Origin of the sequence: Saccharothrix espanaensis DSM 44229 (assembly GCF_000328705.1) — a bacterium.
Taxonomy (GTDB): Bacteria; Actinomycetota; Actinomycetes; order Mycobacteriales; family Pseudonocardiaceae; genus Actinosynnema; species Actinosynnema espanaense.
In genome coordinates, this window is record NC_019673.1 from 2,682,627 (window position 1) to 2,700,539 (window position 17,913).

Below are 17,913 nucleotides of genomic sequence, written 5' to 3' on the forward strand. Positions count from 1 at the left end.
TGCGGGGGGCTGCGGAGACAAGCGGAAAGAGTCCTCGCCGAACGGGCGAGCCGCCAAGGATGACTGGTGCGGTGGGCGTCGTGTCATCCCCGCATGGCCCGGTCTGAAGACAACCACCCTTGAGCAGTGAGTGCAAGCGAAAGGCGTGCTTGCACTCACTGCTCAAGCGCGGTTCGCTGCGCGCGGGCCATACGGGGATGACACGACGCGGCAGGTGGATTGTGCGGGGGTGCCGCGAAACCTTTTGCCCTCCGGTCGCGATGTACCGGCTGACGGAGGGGGCGTGCGCATGCCGTTTGGCCGTGCGGGAGTGCTCGGCGGGGTGTTGGTTTTGTTGTGTTCGTGTGCGCCTGTTGTGCCGCCTGTGGCGCCACCTGGTGAAGTGGTGGGTGGGCCTACCGCCGACTACTATCGGAAGTGGGTCAATGGGCCCAATCCGGCCGGGGATCCGAGTATTTTTCCGATCAACGTGTGGATGCAGGACCCGTCCGAAGTGGTTGACGGGAAGCTGGTCGGGGCTGCGTATCGGGAGATCGGTGTTCCCGCGACCTTGGGCCTTTGGGACGATCCGGCCTGGTCTCGGCGGCGCGATGCGCTGTTTGCCACTGGGTGGTCTGCGTATGTGTCGCACGGGAAGGTCGATTCCGTGCTTGCGGATCCCGGGCACGCTCGCAGTTTTCTCGGATATCTGCTCGTTGACGAACCCGATATGCAGAAGTCCAGTGGCGGGCGTCTCCATCCCGAGTTCCAGCCGTCGGCTGTGCTTCGGGTCGCGCAGGAGACGCGGGCGAAGGATCCTTCACGGCCGACGGTCGTCAACTTCGGTGCGTGGATGGGTACGCCGAAAGGGCGGGAGCGGTACGGGTTTGTCGAGCAGAGTTACGAAGACGACATGCGTACCTACTGCTCGGCCGCCGATATCGCCTCCGCCGACTACTACGGGTGGTCGGATGCGGATTCCGGGGTGGTCGGGGCATTTCGGTACGGCGAAGTCGTGGACACCATGCGGCGGTGGTGTGGCGCGGACAAGCCGGTGTTCGGGTTTGTCGAGACCGGGCACCCGTATGAAGACGGCGAATTGATCTCGCCGGACCAGGTCGAGTCGGCGGTGTGGAACTGCGTGCTGCACGGGGCGAACGGCATCAACTACTTCGCGCACAGCTTCTACCCGGAGGGGCGCGGTGACTTTGCCAGTGCGGTGAGCCGGGCCGATGTGGCATCACGGCTGAAGGCCCTCAACGCGCGGTTGCAGGCGCTTGCCCCGGTGTTGAACGCGCCGGCGGTGGGTGGGGTGCAAGGGAAGGGTGTGGCGGAGGGGAAGGGTGCTGTGCCTGTTGCGGTCCTGCACAAGGTGGTTGAGGGGTGGCACTACGTGTTCGTGCAGGCGGATGGGGATGAGGCACGGCCTGGTAGTGCGCGCACGCGGGTTGAGTTGTCCTTGCCGTTGGGCGCTCGGGGTGACGTCGAGGTGTTGGACGAAGGGCGGTCGGTGGCGGTGGTCGACGGGGTCCTGGTTGATGACTTCGAGCCGTACCAGGTTCACGTGTACCGGTTCGCGACCAGTTGATTCGTGACCAGTTGATTGGCGACCAGTTGAGGGGTCGGCCCACACCGCTGGTCGGTCTGCTTGGCGTGAGGTCACGCTTCGGCGTGGGAGCAGCGGTGAGGGCGACGGGGCGTCCCGAGGGGTGGGGGCGAAGTCCTGGGGGGTGAGGGGCGAAGTCCTGGGGGGTGAAGGGTGAGGGGCGAAGTCCTGAGGGATGGGGGGCTCGGGGGTCAGACTTGTAGTTCTCGTCTGAGGACCTTGTCCAGTTCGTGGCCGGCGGCGTCCCAGGAGCGGCTGGAGACGCTGGCTGAGGCGGTGTGGGCCAGCTGGGCGAAGTCGGGGGTGGTGACCACGTCGGACAGTTCCCGGGCCAGGTCGTGGGGGGTTGCGGGGGCGTAGCGGACGTGGTCGTTGTCCAGGACCACGCGGTTGTGCGGTGCGTCGTTCACCACCGGGAGGCAGCCCGCTGCCAGCATCTCGTGGGGGACCAGGGACACGTTCGTCATCGACAGGGTCAGGCCCGCGTAGCACCTGTTGTAGATGTCGTTGAGCTGGTCCGGGGTCACCAGGCCGTGGTCGGCGTGGCGGGGGCCCAGTTGGCCGATCTTCTCGCCGTACGTGTGGATGTTGATGTCCGGGTGACGTTCCGCGAAGATCTCCAGCGCCAGCAGGCCGATCTCGATCGCACGTCTGGGGGCCAGCCTCCGCGCGTAGAACACCACGCCGTCCCGGCGGGAGTTCTCCTTGAGGTGGTAGCGGTCCGCGTCGCAGCCGAAGTCGAACCAGTCCGCGGGCATCCCCACGTCGGCGCGGAGCTTCTCGGCCAGGTACCGGCCCGCGGTGAAGCCGTGGAAGCCCATCCGGTAGGTGTTGTCGGCCAGCGTGGACAGGCCCCCCACCGGGTAGAACCACGGCTCGTAGTCCTGGACCAGGTAGAACCTCTTGCCCGCGCACGGGTCGTTGAACGCCGGGTAGGCGGTCATCCACGCGGTGGCGAACACGGCGTGGGCGTCGGCCATTCCCGTTGTCACGTCGAGCACCTGGCCGCGGAACCCCGGGTACGACGCCCTGATGACGGGCTCGTGGTCCGCGGCGCGGCTGCCGTAGACGTCGTAGAGGTACAGGCGGCAGGTGTGGCCCAGCGACTCCAGGTGCTGGATCAGGCGGAACATCGTCGTGTGGCCGCCGGAACCCGGTGCGGGCGGGGTGCTCACCCAGTTGACGGTGAGCGAACCGTCCTGGGGGATGGGCGGGACGGTGGTGGGCTTGCGGTGGCTGATGTCGGCGTTTCTGACGTCTTCCAGCCGAACCGGGAAGACGTCCTCGTCGGCACCCAGGCGCTTGGCCGCGTTGCGCAGCGCACGTGCGCCCAACTGCCGCACACCCTCTTCCCGGACGATCCGGGACATCTGGTGCGCCCTTCGCTGGAACACCTGGACTGCCTTCAACGCTGACCCCTTCGCAGCAGCCCCAGCGCCTCGTGGCGCAGGGGGAAGACGACGGCGGCATAGGCCATCAGCGACAGCGCGCCGCCGATGATCAAGCGCCACAACGAGTTCGGGACGAACCACTGGACGGTGAGCGCCACCGCGACCATCACGGCCCCGCCCAGCAGGGGCCTGGCGACGGCCTTGGCCAGCGTCTTGGCCTTGACCCCGTACGGCCGGAAGGCGATCAGGTACGCGGGCATGATGAACACCAGCACGACCACGCTCTGCGCCAACGCCACGCCGCGGATGCCGTCGAGGTGCGCGCCCAGCGCGAGCAGGGGGACCAGGGCGACCAGCCAGACGACGTGGATGACCAGGATGGCCTTCGAACGCCCGGCGCTGGCCAGGTAGTCGTAGCCCAGCTCCAGCGCCACCCGCATGGCACCCAGCAGGACCAGGGCGGCCAGGGCGGCGGCCGTCGGGGCCCAGCGCTCGCCGTAGACGGTGCGCACCAGCGGGTCCGCCAGGGACGCCAGCAGGACGCACGCCGGGACGGTGAACAGGGCCAGCAGGCCCAGGGCTCGGGCGAACGTCCGCTGGAACAGGTCCGGGTCGTCGCGGACCTTGGAGAACGCGGCCAGCGACACGCTGCGCACCGGCTGGGAGAACGCGCCCACCGGCCAGTTCGCCAGGTTCGTCGCCAGCAGGTAGTAGCCCAGCGGCAAGGTGCCGAGCATGCTGCCGACGATGATGCTGTCGACGTTCAGCACGCCGAACACCAGCAGCGACGCGCCCGCGAGCGGCAGGCCGAAGCCGAGCAGCTCACGGGCCTTCGTGCGGTCGAAGCCGGGGCGGTAGCGCTCCTTGGTGAACGCGAACATCACGACGGCGGCGGTCACGTTCGTGGCGATCCTGGACCAGGCGAGGCTCCACGCGCCGAAGCCCATCAGGGCCAGGACGACGACCACCGCGGTGCCGACGACGAAGGCCGAGGTGTCGGCGGCGAACTTGTGGTCCTGGCGGAACTCGCGCTGGAGCAGGGCCCCGGGCACCGCCGACGCGCCCGCGACCACGAGGGCCACCGACATGAGCTGGATCACGCCGGTGGCCTGCGGGGTGTCCATCGCCTCGGCGAAGAAGGGCGCGCCGATCACGCAGATGCCGCAGAGCACGCAGCCGGACAGGATCGACAGCGTGGTGACGGTCGGTGCCAGGTCCTTCACCGGCCCGTCGGTGCGCACCAGGGCGACGCTCACGCCCATCTCGCTGACGCTGAGCACGATGTTGAGCACGACGAGCGCGACGGCGAACACGCCGAACTGCTCGGGTGCGATCAGGCGCGCCAGCAGGACGCCGACGCCGACCTGGGAGACCCGCTGAAGGAGGCTGTTGATGGCGCTCCAGCGGATGGCCCTGGTGACCTTGCCCTCCAGGGTGGTCACTGTCCGCGCCACTTCCAGACCTGCTTGCCGATCAGGCCGCGGCCGCGCTTGGCCAGGTGCGCGCCGACGAACAGCTGGGTGCGGCTGCACACGGCGGGCCCCAGCGCCTTGCGCCGCTGCAACGCGCGGTACTCGGGCAGTCGCTCGGCGTGCGGGTAGACCTTGCGGGCGAACTCCGCCAGTTCCTCGGTGGGGATCTCGTCGAGCTTGTCCCGGTCGTACGCGCGGACCGCGCGCCACAGGGCGTCCTTGGCGATGGACCGGTTGGCGAGGTTCTTCAGCCGCGGCGGGAGGTCGGGGTGTTCGGAGAAGAACCGGTCGAACACCGCCTGTCGCTGCTCCAGGTCGGCGAACACGGAGGAGAACTGGGTCCGGAACATGCTCTGCTGGTGGACCCGGTAGTACGCCGCGGGCTCGCCGCGCACGTAGCCGATGTCGGAGACCGCCGCGATGCGCATCCACATCTCCAGGTCGCCGGCGTGCGGCAGGTCCGGCCGGTAGCCGCCGACCCGCTGCTGGATCGACGTGCGCACGACGGCCTCCGGCGAGGACAGCACGTTCTGGCCGGTGCGGCAGCGGTTCTCGATCCAGTCCACTCCGGACCAGACGGTGCGGCCGGCGGGCGGCGTCACGATCGAGGGCAGGTCGTCGTGGTCGGAGTAGTACACGACCCGGCCGTAGACCATGCCGACGTTCGGGTGCGCCTGGAAGACCTCGGCGGCACGGGCCAGCGCGCCCGGCGCGAGCAGGTCGTCGGCCGAGAGCAGGACCGTGTAGTCGGCCTTGGCCCACTCCAGCAGGCCCTCGTTGTAGGTGGCGATGTGGCCCTGGTTGACTTCGTGGCGGCGACCTTCGACACGCGGGTCCTCGGTCAGCTCCGCCATCACCTCGGGCGTGTCGTCGGTCGACGTGTCGTCGATGACGAGCACGCGCACGTCCACGCCCGGCTGGTCGAGCACGCTGCGCACGCATGCTCTGAGGAACCGCGCGTAGTTGTAGCAAGGTATGACGACGTCGACCGTGGGTCGTGTCGGGGCTTGAGTCACGTCCTAGACATCGGTGCCGGCGTCGGATCGTTAACCGCCGGCCGTCACGGATCGTGCGCGGCACGCGGATAACGATGGGCGCGGGATCCCGATGTACCGGGCAACGGGAAGGGGACGTGATGGACCACGTCATTCTGACGCGCTTCAACCTGCCGTCCGTGGGTGCCGAGAGCATCGTGCGGGCGCGGGAGGGGTGGTTGACCGAGCGCGTCGGGCTGTTCGAGCGGTACTGCCTGCCGTCGGTGCGCGCGCAGACGTCCGCGAACTTCGAGTGGATCATCTACTTCGACCCGGAGAGCCCCCGGTGGCTCAAGGACCGGATCGAGCAGCACGGCGACGCGTACACGCCGGTGTTCCGGGAGCAGGTGAGCCGGGAGGAGCTGGTCGAGGACCTGGGCAAGCTGTTCCCGGTGCGCGGCGACGGGCTGATCACGACCAACCTCGACAACGACGACGGGCTGGCCTCGAACTTCGTCGCGCGGCTGCAGGGCGACCCCCCGACGGGTCGCCGCACCGCGCTGTACCTGGCGAACGGGCTGGTCAAGAGCCCGGAGGGGCTGTTCGCGCACCACGACAAGGACAACGCGTTCGCGTCCGTGCGGGAGAGCTGGGACGCCCCGATCACGTGCTGGGCGGACTGGCACAACCGGCTGGACCGGCACGCCGAGGTGGTCTCGCTGGGTGGTGCGCCGGGCTGGCTCCAGGTCGTGCACGGCGGCAACGTGAGCAACCGGACGCGCGGTCGGCTGGTCGCGCCCGCGCCCTACCGCGCGCTGTTCGGCGACTCGCTGGACGACGTGCCCGAGCCCGACGGCCGGGTGCTGGCCCGGGACCGGTTCGTCGGGCACCCCTCGCGGGTCGCTCGGGACGGTGCCCGGTACCTGGCCAAGACCGCGGCGATGAAGGTGCTCGGACCGGACGGGTTCGAGAAGGCCAAGCGGGTCATCGCCGCGCGCGGCCGGACCACCCCGCCGAACTGAACGGACGACGAACCGATGGCTCGTGCTCGACTGGTGGCCGCTGTGGTGCTTCTCACGGCCGCCTGCACGGCGGAGGCCGAACCGCCGCCGCCCCTCCCGTCCGCCCCGCAGGGCGGTTCGGTGGTCGACTACTACAAGAAGTGGGCCAACGGGCCCAACCCGGCCGGGGACCCGGCGATCTTCCCGATCAACGTCTGGATGCAGGACCCGTCGTCGGTGGAGAACGGCGCGAAGATCGGCCGGACCTACCAGGAGCTCGGGATCGACTTCGGCCTCGGGCTCTGGGAGGACGAGTGGTACTACCTGCGCAAGGAGGGCCTGGAGCAGACCGACTGGCGGGTGTACCCGGACGCCAAGCGGGTGGACGAGGTCCTCAAGGACACCGCGCACGCGCGCAACTACGTGGGGTACGTGATCGCCGACGAACCGGACATGAATAAGGTCTACGGCGACGTGTTCCACCCCGACATGCAGCCGTCGGCGATCGTGGCCAAGGCGGAGGGGGTCCGCGCCAAGGACCCGTCGCGGCCGACCTACCTGAACTTCGGGGTCTGGATGGGCACGCCCGGCGGCGGCGTCGGGTACGGCCACATCGAGAAGACCTACGAAGAGGACATGCGCACGTACTGCTCGGCGGCGGACATCGCGTCGGCGGACTACTACGGGTGGACGCACCCCGACCGCGGTGACCGGGTGGGTGCGTTCAGCTACGGCGCGGTCATCGACACCATGCGCAAGTGGTGCGGGCCGGACAAGCCGCTGTACGGGTTCGTGGAGACCGGGCACCCGCACACGCACGGCGAGACGATCACGCCCGACCAGCTCGAATCCGCCGTGTGGAACACGATCCTGCACGGCGCGACCGGCATCAACTACTTCGCGCACAGCTTCTACACCGAGGGCAAGGGCGAGTACTCCAGCGTGCTGACCCGGCCGGAGATCACCGCGAAGGTCAAGGCCGTGAACGCCCGGCTGAAGTCGCTCGCGCCGGTGCTCAACGCGCCGAACCGGCCCGGGGTCACCGCCAGGGGCGACAACGCGGTGCCGGTTTCGGTGCTGCACAAAGACGCTCTGGGCGCGCGGTGGGTGATCGCGCAGACCGACGGCAACACTTCGCTTCCCCGAAGTGGGTCGGCACGGGTCGAGATCACCGTCCCGGTCGAGTCGGGCACCGCGACGGTGGTCGACGAGAACCGGACGGTGCCGATCGAGAACGGGAAGATCGTCGACGACTTCGGCGCCTACCAGGTCCACGTCTACCGGTTCTGACGGCGATCGCGGCGGCGTGGGTCGGTGGGCGGAAGCGGAGACATGGTCGCGGGGTGTCACCGGTGACGAGCGGGGGGTTCCGGTACCGATCACGGGCCGGTGTGAACGGGTTCGTGGCTAACGGGGGGCGGCATTCCCGCGATTGGGGCAATGCGGGGTACCCAGTCGACATGGAGGCCACCCGATGCCCAGAACCGACCGACGCAGGCAGTTCCGCAGACCGATCGCCCTCGGGGGCGCGGTCGCGCTGGGCGCGGCGCTGCTCCTCGTGCCCACCGGGACGGCGGTCGCCGCGCCGATCCGCGTGCTCGGCTACGTGGCGAACAACGGCGGTGGGGTCTCCGTTCTCGACACGGCGACCGACACCGTCTCCAGCACGCTGTCCGACTCGAACGGTGGCTCCCCCTACGGCGTGGGTGTCGCGTTCGACGGCGCACGCGGGTACGTGACCAACGTCCGCGACAACACGTTGACCGTCATCGACACGCCCACCAACACGGTGGACGCGGCGGTGCCGGTCGGTGACGGGCCGGCGGGTGTCGTGGTCTCGCCCAGCGGTGCCCACGTCTACGTCTCCAACTACCGGGCCGGCACGGTGTCGGTGGTGGACGCGGCGACGTTGACCGCCACCGAGACCATCCCGGTCGGGCCGAACGCCGACGGTGTCGCGCTGACCCCGGACGGCTCCCGGCTCTACGTCGCGCACGACGTGGTCGGGGCGGGCACGGTGACCGTGGTCGACACGGCCACCAACGCCGTCGTCACCGACATCGCCACCGGCAACACCCCGACCGCCGTCGCGGTGACGCCGGACGGCACGAAGCTGTTGGTGGTCAACAAGTTCTCCAACAACGTCGCGGTGGTCTCGGTGGCCACCAACGCGGTCATCGGCACCATCCCGGTCAGCTTCATCCCGCACGGCATCGCGATCTCGCCGGACGGCAACCGGGCGTACGTCACCAACAGCGAGGGCCACTCGCTGTCCGTGCTGGACATCCCGGCGCTCGCCCCGGTCACCGCCATCGCGGTGGGCAACCGGCCGATCGGCGTCGCGCTGACCCCGGACGGCACCAAGGCGTACGTCACCAACTTCACCGGCGGGACAGTGTCCATTGTGGACACGACGACGCTGTCGGTGGCGAACACGATCCCGGTCGGGACCAACCCGGTCGGTATCGCGATCCACGCCGTCCCGGCGGCACCGACCAGCCTGGTGGCCGGGTACGCGACGCTGCAACTGCGGCTGGTCGGGTTCACCGTGCGCGGCATGAGCGCCACGCTCAAGGAGTCGCACACCGGCAACCCCGTGGTGGGCAAGACGGTCGCGTTCCGGACCCTGAAGGGCCACCCGCTGTGCACCGCGGTCACCAACTCGTCGGGCAAGGCCGCCTGCAACGCAAACGTGCCGTTGCTGGTCGGCCTGGCGACGCTGCTCCAGGGCTACACGGCCGCGTTCCCCGGTGACAGCGCGCACGGGCCGTCCCGCGCGCACGGCTGGATCGGCCTGCTGTAAGGACGCCGATCGCGACCGGCTCGGCCCGCAGTCCCGTCAGGGGCACGGGTCGAGCCGGGCGGGACTTCAGGTGTGCCCGCCCACATCAGGATGCGGGCGGAGGGGTCGCGCGGCGAGGCGGGAACCGACCGTCGCGGACGGACACGGGGCGCCGGACCCGCGAACGGGAGCGTCGACGGAGGCGCTGTCGGGCGGGGGAGGCGGCGGTCCGATGCGGTCGCCGGGGAAGGCGTACTCCGGTCGCGCCGACCGCCCTAGGGGCACGGGTCGAGCCGGTTCGGGTCGGGCTTGTGGCCCTCGGGGGACAGGTCGCCGAAGTTCGACCGGAAGAACTGGTCCCAGCCGCCGTTGGTGATGAAGTCCTTGATCCCCTGTGTGATCCGCTCGCAGCTCTCGCGGTCGCCCTTGGGCAGGCCGACGCCGTAGCGCTCCTGCGCCCCGAACGTCAGGTCCACGACCTTGAGCTGCGGGTTCTGCGCGGCGAACCCGCGCAGGACGATCTCGTCGGTCGACGCGGCGTCGACCTCCTTGCGCAGCAGCCGGTCCACGCACTGGCGGGTGCCCAGCTCGCTGGTCGTGGTCACCTTGCCCCTGAGGGCTCCGGTGGTGAGCTGGTTGAACGAGGTGCTGCCGGCCTGGCTGCACACCGTCTTGCCGGCCAGGTCGTCCAGGCTCCTGATGCTGGTCTCGTCACCCTCGCGGACCAGGAAGCCCTGCTGGGAGATCAGGTACGGGCCGGCGAAGCCGATCTTGCCGCGCCGCTCGTCGGTGATGGAGAAGGTGTGCACGACCATCTGCACGCGGCCCAGCGCCAGCGCGTTGACCCGGTCGGCGATCAGCACGTCGACCTCGACCGGCGCGAACTTCGGCTCGGTGTTGTTGCCCAGCCAGCGGTACAGGTCGACGTCGAAGCCGCGCCGCTCGTGGGTGTCGGCGTTGAGCACGGCCAGGCCCGGGATGTCGGTGCCGACCCCCACGTTCACCGACCTGATCAGCGTGCTCTGGCTGCTGGACGACGGGCGCTGGCCGGTGGTCGGGCCCTGGCAGGCGGCCAGCGCGGCCACTGCGGCGAGCGCGGCCGTGATGCGGCGGGACATCCTGGTCCTCCTCAGTTGTAGAGCACGGCTTCGGTGACGCCGAGGTCCACCACGCAGGTCGGGTCCGGCACCGACAGCACCACCATCACCCGGGCCTCGCGGGTGGTGCCGTCGAGGTCGAGCCGGATCTCGCGGTCGGACAGCCGCTCCTCGAAGGAGGGGTCCTTGCGGCCGTCGCGCACCAGCGTGACGGTCAGCCGGGCCGAGCCGACGCAGTCGCCGACGGCCTCGTGGTTGACCAGCGAGGGGACGAAGTACAGGTACCGGCGCTCGGGCGGGCGGCCGGGCACCGCGAAGGACGCCTGTTCGCCGTCCTTCATCCGCTCGGCGTTGGACAGCTCGACCAGGTCGGTGATCGGCACGTCCGGTTTCACCACCAGGAACCAGAAGAACGCGCCGCCGATCGCGCCGATCGCCGCGCCTATCGCGGCCAATGCCCACCGGGGCACCGGCTTGCGCTGCTTCTCCGCTTTCTTGCGGGCGGTCGAGTGCTGGAGGCCGAACACCGTGACGACCAGCGAGGTGGTGCCGACCAGCACCGAGACCGCGTCCGCGATGCCCTGGCCCTTGTTGCCCAGCAGCAGCAGCCAGACCACGAAACAGGAGACACCCAGCAGCAGGGGCACTGCCCACAGCAGTTGGATGGCCCACCACGGACGTTTCAAGGGGCCGCTCCGCATTCGCCGGCGTCGGGAGCGCCCACGATATCGGTTCGGCGCGGGTGTTTCAGGTCATTCGCCAAGCCACCACGACCGACAGCACCAATGCGCCGATCGCGGCGTACACGGCGGTGCCGAACGCGGCGAACTGGAGCAGGAATCCGAATCCGACCGATGACACCAATCGGGTGAGCGCCTGACCCGTCTGGACCACGGAAAGGCCGGAAGCCCGCAATGATTCGGGTACCAGAGTGCTCACCCGGGCGGAAAGTACGCCATCCGTGGCCGAGTAGAACAGGCCGTGCAGCAGGAGCGCCACGCCGACGCCGACATAGCCCGTGCCCGGCGCGAGCAGCAGCACGTACACCGCGAGCAGCAGCACGTGCCCGCCGAGGAACACCTTCCAGCGGCCGATCTTGTCCGCGAGCCGGCCGACCGGACCGGCCGCGACCAGGAAGACCAGCGCGGTGCCCAGCGGCATCAGCGGCAGGGCGGCCAGGGGGACGTCGGTCGCCTTCTGCACCAGGATGAACACGAACGCGTCGGACAGCGTGGCCAGGCCCAGCACGGCCGCCGCGATCGTCACCCGCCGGTAGTCGGTGTCCTTGAGCAGCGCCAACCCGGCCTTGATGGACGGCTTGGGGCCGCTCTTGGCCTCGGCCCTGTTCTCCCGCACGAACGCGATCAGCACGATCAGGCCGACCAGCGCGAAGCAGGCGCTCACCACGAACACCGGCCCGGCCACGATGCCGATGTTGGTCAGCAGCAGGAACGTCACCAGCGGGCCGAGCAGCGCGCCGACGGTGTCCATGCTGCGGTGCACGCCGAACGCCGCGCCGAGCTTGTCCGGGGGAGTGGCCAGCGAGATCAGCGCGTCGCGGGGCGCGGTGCGCAGGCCCTTGCCCGCGCGGTCGGCGGCCATCGTCGCGCCGATGCCGAAGGCGTTCGCGCCGACGGCGGGGAAGACGAACTTGGTCGCCGCCGACAGCCCGTAACCGAAAGCGGCCACTGCCTTGTGCCGGTGCGTCCGGTCGGCGACCTGGCCGCCCACCAGTCGGAGCACCGCCGTCGCGCCGGTGTAGAGCCCGTCGAGGATGCCGAACTGCGCGTAGCCCATCTGGAGGGTGACCAGCAGGTAGACCGGCATGAACGCGGTGACCATCTCGGCCGATATGTCCGTGAGCAGGCTCACCGTGCCGAGGGCTACGACGGTGCCGGGGACCTTGCCCTTGACCCGTTCGGACGGTCGGACCGACGCGACGTACATGACTTCGATATCGGTCACCGGCGGTAGCCGTTACGGCGGATGCTCCGGCGTTGCCGGTCACAGCCCCCGACCGGTAACGGGGACCCTCCGGAACCCGATGACGCGGGTATGCCGCAGATCTCTCCGCCCGTGGTCCGGGTGGGTGCCGTCGACGTGTGGTCCGTCAGCGAAGCCGGCGTCGCCGATCACGTCCTGGGGGCCTGGCAGCGCGGCGAGGGCGGCGCGATCGTCACCGCGAACGTGGACATCGTCCGGGCCGCCACCCGCACGCCGGAACTGGCCGCGCTGGTCGCCGAGTCGGAGCTGGTGGTCGCGGACGGGATGCCCGTGGTGTGGGCGGGCCGGCTGGCCGGTGTCGCCGTGCCGGAGCGGGTGACCGGGTCGTCGCTGGTGTTCACCCTGACCGAGGCCGCCGCCCGCGCGGGCCGCTCGGTCTACCTGCTCGGCGGCAACCCCGGCATCCCGGAGAAGGCCGCCGGCGTGCTCGTCGGGCGTTTCGCCGACCTGCGGGTCGCGGGCACCGACTCGCCCGCGTTCGGCTTCGACACCGACCCGGCCGCGACCGCCGAGGCGGTGGCCCGGGTGGTGCAGGCCAAACCGGACCTGGTGCTGGTCGGCCTCGGCTTCCCCAAGCAGGAGCGGCTGATCCGGCTGCTGCGCGCCGAACTGCCCGAGGCGTGGTTCCTCGGTTGCGGCGCGGGCATCCCGATGGCGGCGGGGGAGTTCCGCCGCGCGTCCGGCGTGGTGCAGAAGCTGGGCGCCGAGTGGCTGCACCGGCTCGCCCTCGAACCCCGCCGGCTGGCCAAGCGCTACCTGCGCGACGACCTGCCGTTCGCGTTCCGCCTGCTGTCCTCCGCGCTCCGTACCCGCTTCACCCGGGAGAAGTGACCGTGCCGCTCGCCGTGGTCATCGTGACCTACCACAGCGCCGACGTCGTCCAGGAGTGCCTGGAGTCGGTGGCTGTCGCCCTGGAGTCCATTCCGGACGGGCGGGTGGTCGTCGTGGACAACGCCTCGACCGACGACACGCTCGACGTCGTGGCCCGCACCGCGCCGAACGCGCAGATCGTGGCCAGGGTCACGAACGACGGGTTCGCGGCCGGGGTGAACGCGGGGTTCGCCGCCGCGCCCGACTGCGACGTCCTCGTGCTCAACCCGGACATCCGCCTCGAACCGGGCGCGCTGGGACCGCTGCGCGAAGCGCTCGCCCAGCCCGGCGTCGGCATCGCCGCGCCCCGGCTGCTCAACGAGGACGGCAGTCAGCAGCTCTCGCTGCGGCGCACGCCGAACCCGTTGCGCGCCTTGGGCGAAGCCCTGCTCGGCGGCTTCCGGGCGGGCCGGGTCGCGCCGCTCGGCGAACTCGTCGTCAACGAGCGCAGCTACGAGAGGACCGGCACCGCGGACTGGGTGACCGGAGCCGCGTGGCTGGTCTCCCGCGCCTGCCGGGACGCCATCGGCAAGCTGGAGGAGCAGTACTTCCTGTACTCGGAGGAGACCGAGTACATGCTGCGGGCCGGCAAGCGCGGGTTCGCCATCCGCTTCGAGCCGCGCTCCCGGGCGGTCCACCTGGGCGGCGAGCAGTCCACCTCACCGGTCCTGTGGTCGATGGCCACCACCAACCGGGTCCGGCTGATCCGGGAGCGCCACGGCCGGCCGGCCGCGTTCGCGATGTGGTGGGCCGTGCTGCTCAACGAGCTGCTGCGCGCGCCGCGCGAACCCAAGCACCGCAAGGCCCTCGGCGACCTGCTGCGCTGGCGCAAGTGGCCCGCGCGACCCGGCCAGGACCAGGGCTGGATCTGCTTCTCCGCGCAGGACTGGTGGTACCACAACCGGGCGCACTCGGACTTCCAGCTGATGAGGTCGGTCGCGCAGCGCCGCAAGGTGCTCGTGGTCAACAGCATCGGGATGCGGATGCCCACGCCCGGCAACAGCACGCACGTGGCCCGGCGCATCCTGCGCAAGCTCCGCAGCGTGGCCAAGTTCGTGCGCAAGCCGCTGCCGAACTTCTACGTGATGTCGCCGCTGCCGCTGCCGTTCTACGGCTCGCCGTTCCTGCGCAAGGTCAACGCCGTCCTGGTGCGCACCCAGGTCAGGCTGGTCGCGACCGCGCTGCGGATGCGCACCCCCGTGATCATGGTCACCATCCCGACCGCGTGGGACGTCGTGCAGCCGATGCGCAAGCGGAGCCTGGTGTTCAACCGCTCCGACCGGCACTCGGACTTCCCGGAGGCCGACCGGAGGTCCATCGAGGTCCTGGAGCACGAGCTGCTCGCGCACTCCGACCACGTCGTCTACGTCAGCCACGCGCTGATGGACGAGGAACGCCCGCGCACCGGTGACCGGACCCACTTCCTCGACCACGGCGTGGACATCGACCACTTCACCGCCCGCCCCGAGTCCGAGTGGCCCGACGACATCCGCTCGGTCGACGGGCCGCGGATCGGGTTCTTCGGCGCGCTGGACGACTTCGTGGTCGACTTCGACCTGCTGGAACGGTTGGCCGCCGAGCTGCCCACGGCGTCGCTGGTGCTCATCGGCGACGCGACGCACCCCATGGAGCGGTTCGACAAGTACCCCAACGTGCACTGGCTGGGTTTCCGCCCGTACGACACGATCCCGGCCTACGGGTCGGCGTTCGACGTGGCGATCATGCCGTGGCAGGACAACAACTGGATCAAGCACTCCAACCCGATCAAGCTCAAGGAGTACCTGGCCCTGGGCCTGCCGGTGGTGAGCACGGACTTCGCCGAGCTGGCGACCTACACCGACCGGGTGCGCGCCACGACCGGCCACGCCGAGTTCGTGGACGCGGTGCGCCGCACCCTGGCCGAGGGCGGCCCGCGCCCGGCCTCGGCGCTGCGCGCGTCGGTGACCAGGTTCTCGTGGCACTCGCGGGCGGCCGAACTGGTCGCGTTGGCCGAAGGGTGACCGAGTAGAACTACCCGTCTTGCCCGACACCGGTCGCCGACGCCTCTAATGTGGGTGTCGTGCAACCACTGCCTGCGAACGCCCCACCGCGGATCGGCGACTTCACGTTGCTCGCCGCCCTGGGTCGCGGGGCGATGGGCTCGGTCTACCTGGCCAGGTCCCTCGGCGGACGCCCGGTCGCGGTGAAGGTCGCGCGGGCCGAACTCGCCGACAACCCGCAGTTCCGCGAGCGGTTCCGCCGGGAGGTCGAGATGGCCCGGTCGGTCGGCGGGTTCTGGACGGCCACCGTCGTCGGCGCGGACCCGGACGCGGACCGGCCGTGGATGGCCACCGAGTACGTGCCGGGGCCCACGCTCCACCAGGCCGTGCAGGACTTCGGGCCGCTGCCCGAGCGGGCCGTGCGCCGGCTCGCGGGCGGGCTGGCCGAGGCGCTGGTCGCGATCCACGGCGCGGGCCTGGTGCACCGCGACCTCAAGCCGTCCAACGTGCTGCTGGCCAACGACGGGCCGCGGGTGATCGACTTCGGCATCGCGCGGGCCATGGAGCACTCCGCGCTGACCGAGGCCGGGATCGTCTTCGGCACCCCCGGCTACCTCTCGCCGGAGCAGGTCGTCGGGTCGTCGATCACCCCGCAGAGCGACGTGTTCGCGCTCGGCTCGGTGCTGGTCTACGCCGCGACCGGGGCCGGGCCGTTCGGCGAGGGCGCCACGTCCGCGCTGGTCTACCGGGTCGTGCACCAGGAGCCGGACCTGTCCCGGGTGCCGCCCGGCCTGGTGCCGCTGATCGTGCCGTGCCTGGTCCGCGAGCCCGCGAACCGGCCGACCCCGGCCCGGTTGCTGGAGCTGATCGGGCCGCCGGGCAACGAGCCGTCGTGGCTGCCCGCCCAGGTCCGCACGCTGGTCGAGCAGCGGCACACCGAACTGCGGGAACTGCCCGCGAAGCCGCCCACCCGGCAGTTCGGCGAGGAGCGCAAGCCGCCGACCAGGCTGCTGGTCGAGGACCCGCCGCCGTCCCCGTCGTCGGCCTTGCCCGCCGGCGTGCCGGCCGTGGTGCCGCCTTCTGCCGGGGTGCCGTCCGGTGCGGTGCCGCCCAGCGGGCCGATCCGGCCGTACACGCCGCCGTTGAAGAAGAGCGGGGCGCAGTTCCGGACGTCCCGGGTCGCCGGGCTCGGGTGGACCTCCGCGCACGTGTTCGCGGCCGTGGTGTGCGGGTCGATCGCGGACAAGGCATCCCAGGCGCCGACCGGTGTCCGGCTGGCGGCCGGCATCGCGTTCGTGGTGTTCGCGGTGTTCGCCATCCGGCTGCTGGTCGGCGCGCTGCGCAAGCCGCTGGCGGTCGACATCGGCCCGGACGGGCTGACCCTGTCCAGCGGCGAGGAGAAGCGCCGGCTGCCCTGGTACGCGATCTCACGGGTCAAGGTCGACGGCCAGGGCGCGCGGCCGTGGGTGACGGTGTGGCTGGTCAGCGCGGCGCAGGTGCCCGAGACGCTGGGGCGCGGCAGTTTCGGCACCCACAAGGGCGGGGTGCGGGTCTACCCGATCTCGCACGAGCGGTACCGCAAGCGCCGGGAGCGTGACGTGGCCGAGGTGCGGTCCGCGCTGGCCTGGTACGCGCCCACGGCGTACGACCCCAAGTAGCCTGCCGCGCCGTTGAGGTCCGGGCGCATGGAGCAGGCCAACCGGTACGGCGGCACGCGCAAGGACCAGTTCCGGCGGCGGTCCGTGGCGCTCAAGGTCACCGTGCTGGGCATGTCCGCGTCGGCCACGATCATCCTGCGTCGGCAGGACTTGACCTATGGACCGGCCTGGCGTTCTCGCTGGTCGCGCTGACCACATCGCCGCGCACCCGGCCGACGAGCTGGAGCGGGCCCGGATCGAGGAGATGTTCGCGCGCTACCAGGAGATGTGGGCCCGGCGGACCGAGCGGTGGTTGGAGTTGCGGCGGATCAGCGACCGGTGAACACGGCCTTGCCGGGACCGTCCCGCAGGAACGACCGCACGCCGTCGCGCAGGTCCTCGGTCTCGAACAGGTCGGCGGCGATGGACGTGATGTGCTCGTTCGCCTCGGCGACGCCGCCGCGCTCGTAGTGCGCCAGCACCTGCTTGGTGGCCGCGTGCGCCAGCGTGGGGCCGGCGGCGAGGGTCGCCGCGAACCGCAGCGCGGCGTCGTCGAAGCCGTCGTCGGGCAGCACCCGGTTGACCACGTTCCACCGCTCCAGCGTCGCCGCGTCGTAGCGGTCGCCGGTCATCACGAACTCCTTGGCCCGCCCGACGCCCGCGCGGGCGGCCAGTCGCTGCGTGCCGCCCATGGTCGGGGTGAGCCCGATCACCTTCTCCACCAGGCCGAAGCTCGCCCGTTCGGCGGCCAGCACGATGTCGCAGGCGACGGCGACCTCGAACGCCCAGGTCAGGCACAGGCCGTGGGCGGCGAACACGGTCGGGAACGGCAGCGCGGCGATCCGGTCCGGCAGGTCGAGCATCTGGTCGAACAACGCCTTGGCGCGGGCCCGGGAGGGCTGCGCGGCGAACAGCCGCACGTCCACCCCGCCGCTGACCACCTTGCCCTCGGCGCGGATCAGCAACGCCCGCGCGGGCCGGTCCTCCAGGTCGCCGACGGCCTCGTCGAGCAGGTCGTGGAGTTCGGCGGTGTAGAGGTTCAACGGGGGAGCGTCGACGGTGAGCACGGCCAGACCCGCCGCGTCGCGCTCGACGCGGACCTGTTGCGCTGCCACGGGCGA

Annotated in this window: 16 protein-coding genes; 9 read left to right on the forward strand and 7 right to left on the reverse strand. The window is 70.7% G+C overall.

The annotated features are described in order from the left end of the window. The first annotated feature begins 289 nt into the window (after positions 1–289). A complete protein-coding gene (locus BN6_RS12320; RefSeq protein ID WP_015099962.1) occupies positions 290–1,567 on the forward strand; it encodes a hypothetical protein in 1,278 nt (425 codons plus the stop codon). Between the two features lie 209 nt (positions 1,568–1,776). Here the strand turns inward: BN6_RS12320 and BN6_RS12325 are convergent, their stop codons facing one another. The 3 genes from BN6_RS12325 to BN6_RS12335 are packed head-to-tail and all read right to left on the reverse strand — an operon-like array spanning position 1,777 to position 5,464. Further along, entirely contained in the window at positions 1,777–2,994 is a 1,218-nt protein-coding gene (locus BN6_RS12325; RefSeq protein WP_041312649.1) for a rhamnosyltransferase WsaF family glycosyltransferase, read from the reverse strand. Then, entirely contained in the window at positions 2,991–4,430 is a 1,440-nt protein-coding gene (locus BN6_RS12330; RefSeq protein WP_231905223.1) for a lipopolysaccharide biosynthesis protein, read from the reverse strand. Before BN6_RS12330 ends, BN6_RS12325 begins: the two co-directional genes overlap by 4 nt. Next, entirely contained in the window at positions 4,415–5,464 is a 1,050-nt protein-coding gene (locus BN6_RS12335) for a glycosyltransferase (RefSeq protein WP_015099965.1), read from the reverse strand. The genes BN6_RS12330 and BN6_RS12335 overlap by 16 nt, the downstream gene beginning before the upstream one ends. A gap of 119 nt (positions 5,465–5,583) precedes the next feature. On the opposite strand from BN6_RS12335, the gene BN6_RS12340 reads away from it, so the two are divergent. The 3 genes from BN6_RS12340 (at position 5,584) to BN6_RS12350 (ending at position 9,226) form a co-directional block, all read left to right on the forward strand. Beyond that, positions 5,584–6,444 (forward strand): glycosyltransferase, encoded by an 861-nt coding sequence (locus tag BN6_RS12340; RefSeq protein WP_015099966.1) that lies wholly within the window; start codon positions 5,584–5,586, stop codon positions 6,442–6,444. A 42-nt stretch (positions 6,445–6,486) separates the two neighbouring features. Continuing rightward, positions 6,487–7,713 carry a hypothetical protein gene (locus tag BN6_RS12345; protein ID WP_231905227.1) on the forward strand — a complete coding sequence of 409 codons (1,227 nt, stop codon included), beginning with the start codon at positions 6,487–6,489 and terminating at the stop codon, positions 7,711–7,713. Positions 7,714–7,897: 184 nt separating this feature from the next. Then, positions 7,898–9,226, forward strand: coding sequence for a YVTN family beta-propeller repeat protein (locus BN6_RS12350; protein ID WP_015099968.1), 1,329 nt, complete (start codon positions 7,898–7,900; stop codon positions 9,224–9,226). Between the two features lie 254 nt (positions 9,227–9,480). On the opposite strand, the gene BN6_RS12355 is transcribed toward BN6_RS12350, so the two are convergent. The 3 genes from BN6_RS12355 to BN6_RS12365 form a co-directional block, all read right to left on the reverse strand. Then, a complete protein-coding gene (locus BN6_RS12355; protein WP_015099969.1) occupies positions 9,481–10,323 on the reverse strand; it encodes a transporter substrate-binding domain-containing protein in 843 nt (280 codons plus the stop codon). A gap of 11 nt (positions 10,324–10,334) precedes the next feature. Continuing rightward, entirely contained in the window at positions 10,335–10,988 is a 654-nt protein-coding gene (locus BN6_RS12360) for a hypothetical protein (protein WP_015099970.1), read from the reverse strand. 61 nt (positions 10,989–11,049) lie between these two features. After that, positions 11,050–12,249, reverse strand: coding sequence for an MFS transporter (locus BN6_RS12365; protein ID WP_015099971.1), 1,200 nt, complete (start codon positions 12,247–12,249; stop codon positions 11,050–11,052). Positions 12,250–12,357: 108 nt separating this feature from the next. On the opposite strand from BN6_RS12365, the gene BN6_RS12370 reads away from it, so the two are divergent. From BN6_RS12370 to BN6_RS46615, 5 genes are read left to right on the forward strand one after another with little or no spacing between them, the layout of a single operon-like run. Then, a complete protein-coding gene (locus BN6_RS12370; protein WP_015099972.1) occupies positions 12,358–13,137 on the forward strand; it encodes a WecB/TagA/CpsF family glycosyltransferase in 780 nt (259 codons plus the stop codon). 2 nt (positions 13,138–13,139) lie between these two features. Further along, positions 13,140–15,176, forward strand: coding sequence for a glycosyltransferase (locus tag BN6_RS12375; RefSeq protein WP_015099973.1), 2,037 nt, complete (start codon positions 13,140–13,142; stop codon positions 15,174–15,176). A 59-nt stretch (positions 15,177–15,235) separates the two neighbouring features. Beyond that, a complete protein-coding gene (locus BN6_RS12380; RefSeq protein ID WP_041316592.1) occupies positions 15,236–16,813 on the forward strand; it encodes a serine/threonine-protein kinase in 1,578 nt (525 codons plus the stop codon). 27 nt (positions 16,814–16,840) lie between these two features. Next, the gene (locus BN6_RS46610; RefSeq protein ID WP_015099975.1) at positions 16,841–17,005 is read left to right on the forward strand and encodes a hypothetical protein; all 165 of its coding nucleotides are present in this window, start codon (positions 16,841–16,843) and stop codon (positions 17,003–17,005) included. Beyond that, a complete protein-coding gene (locus tag BN6_RS46615; protein ID WP_015099976.1) occupies positions 16,971–17,135 on the forward strand; it encodes a hypothetical protein in 165 nt (54 codons plus the stop codon). Before BN6_RS46610 ends, BN6_RS46615 begins: the two co-directional genes overlap by 35 nt. Here the strand turns inward: BN6_RS46615 and BN6_RS12385 are convergent. Further along, positions 17,122–17,907 carry an enoyl-CoA hydratase/isomerase family protein gene (locus tag BN6_RS12385; RefSeq protein ID WP_015099977.1) on the reverse strand — a complete coding sequence of 262 codons (786 nt, stop codon included), beginning with the start codon at positions 17,905–17,907 and terminating at the stop codon, positions 17,122–17,124. The two genes, BN6_RS46615 and BN6_RS12385, sit on opposite strands and share 14 nt — an antisense overlap. Positions 17,908–17,913 lie beyond the last annotated feature (6 nt).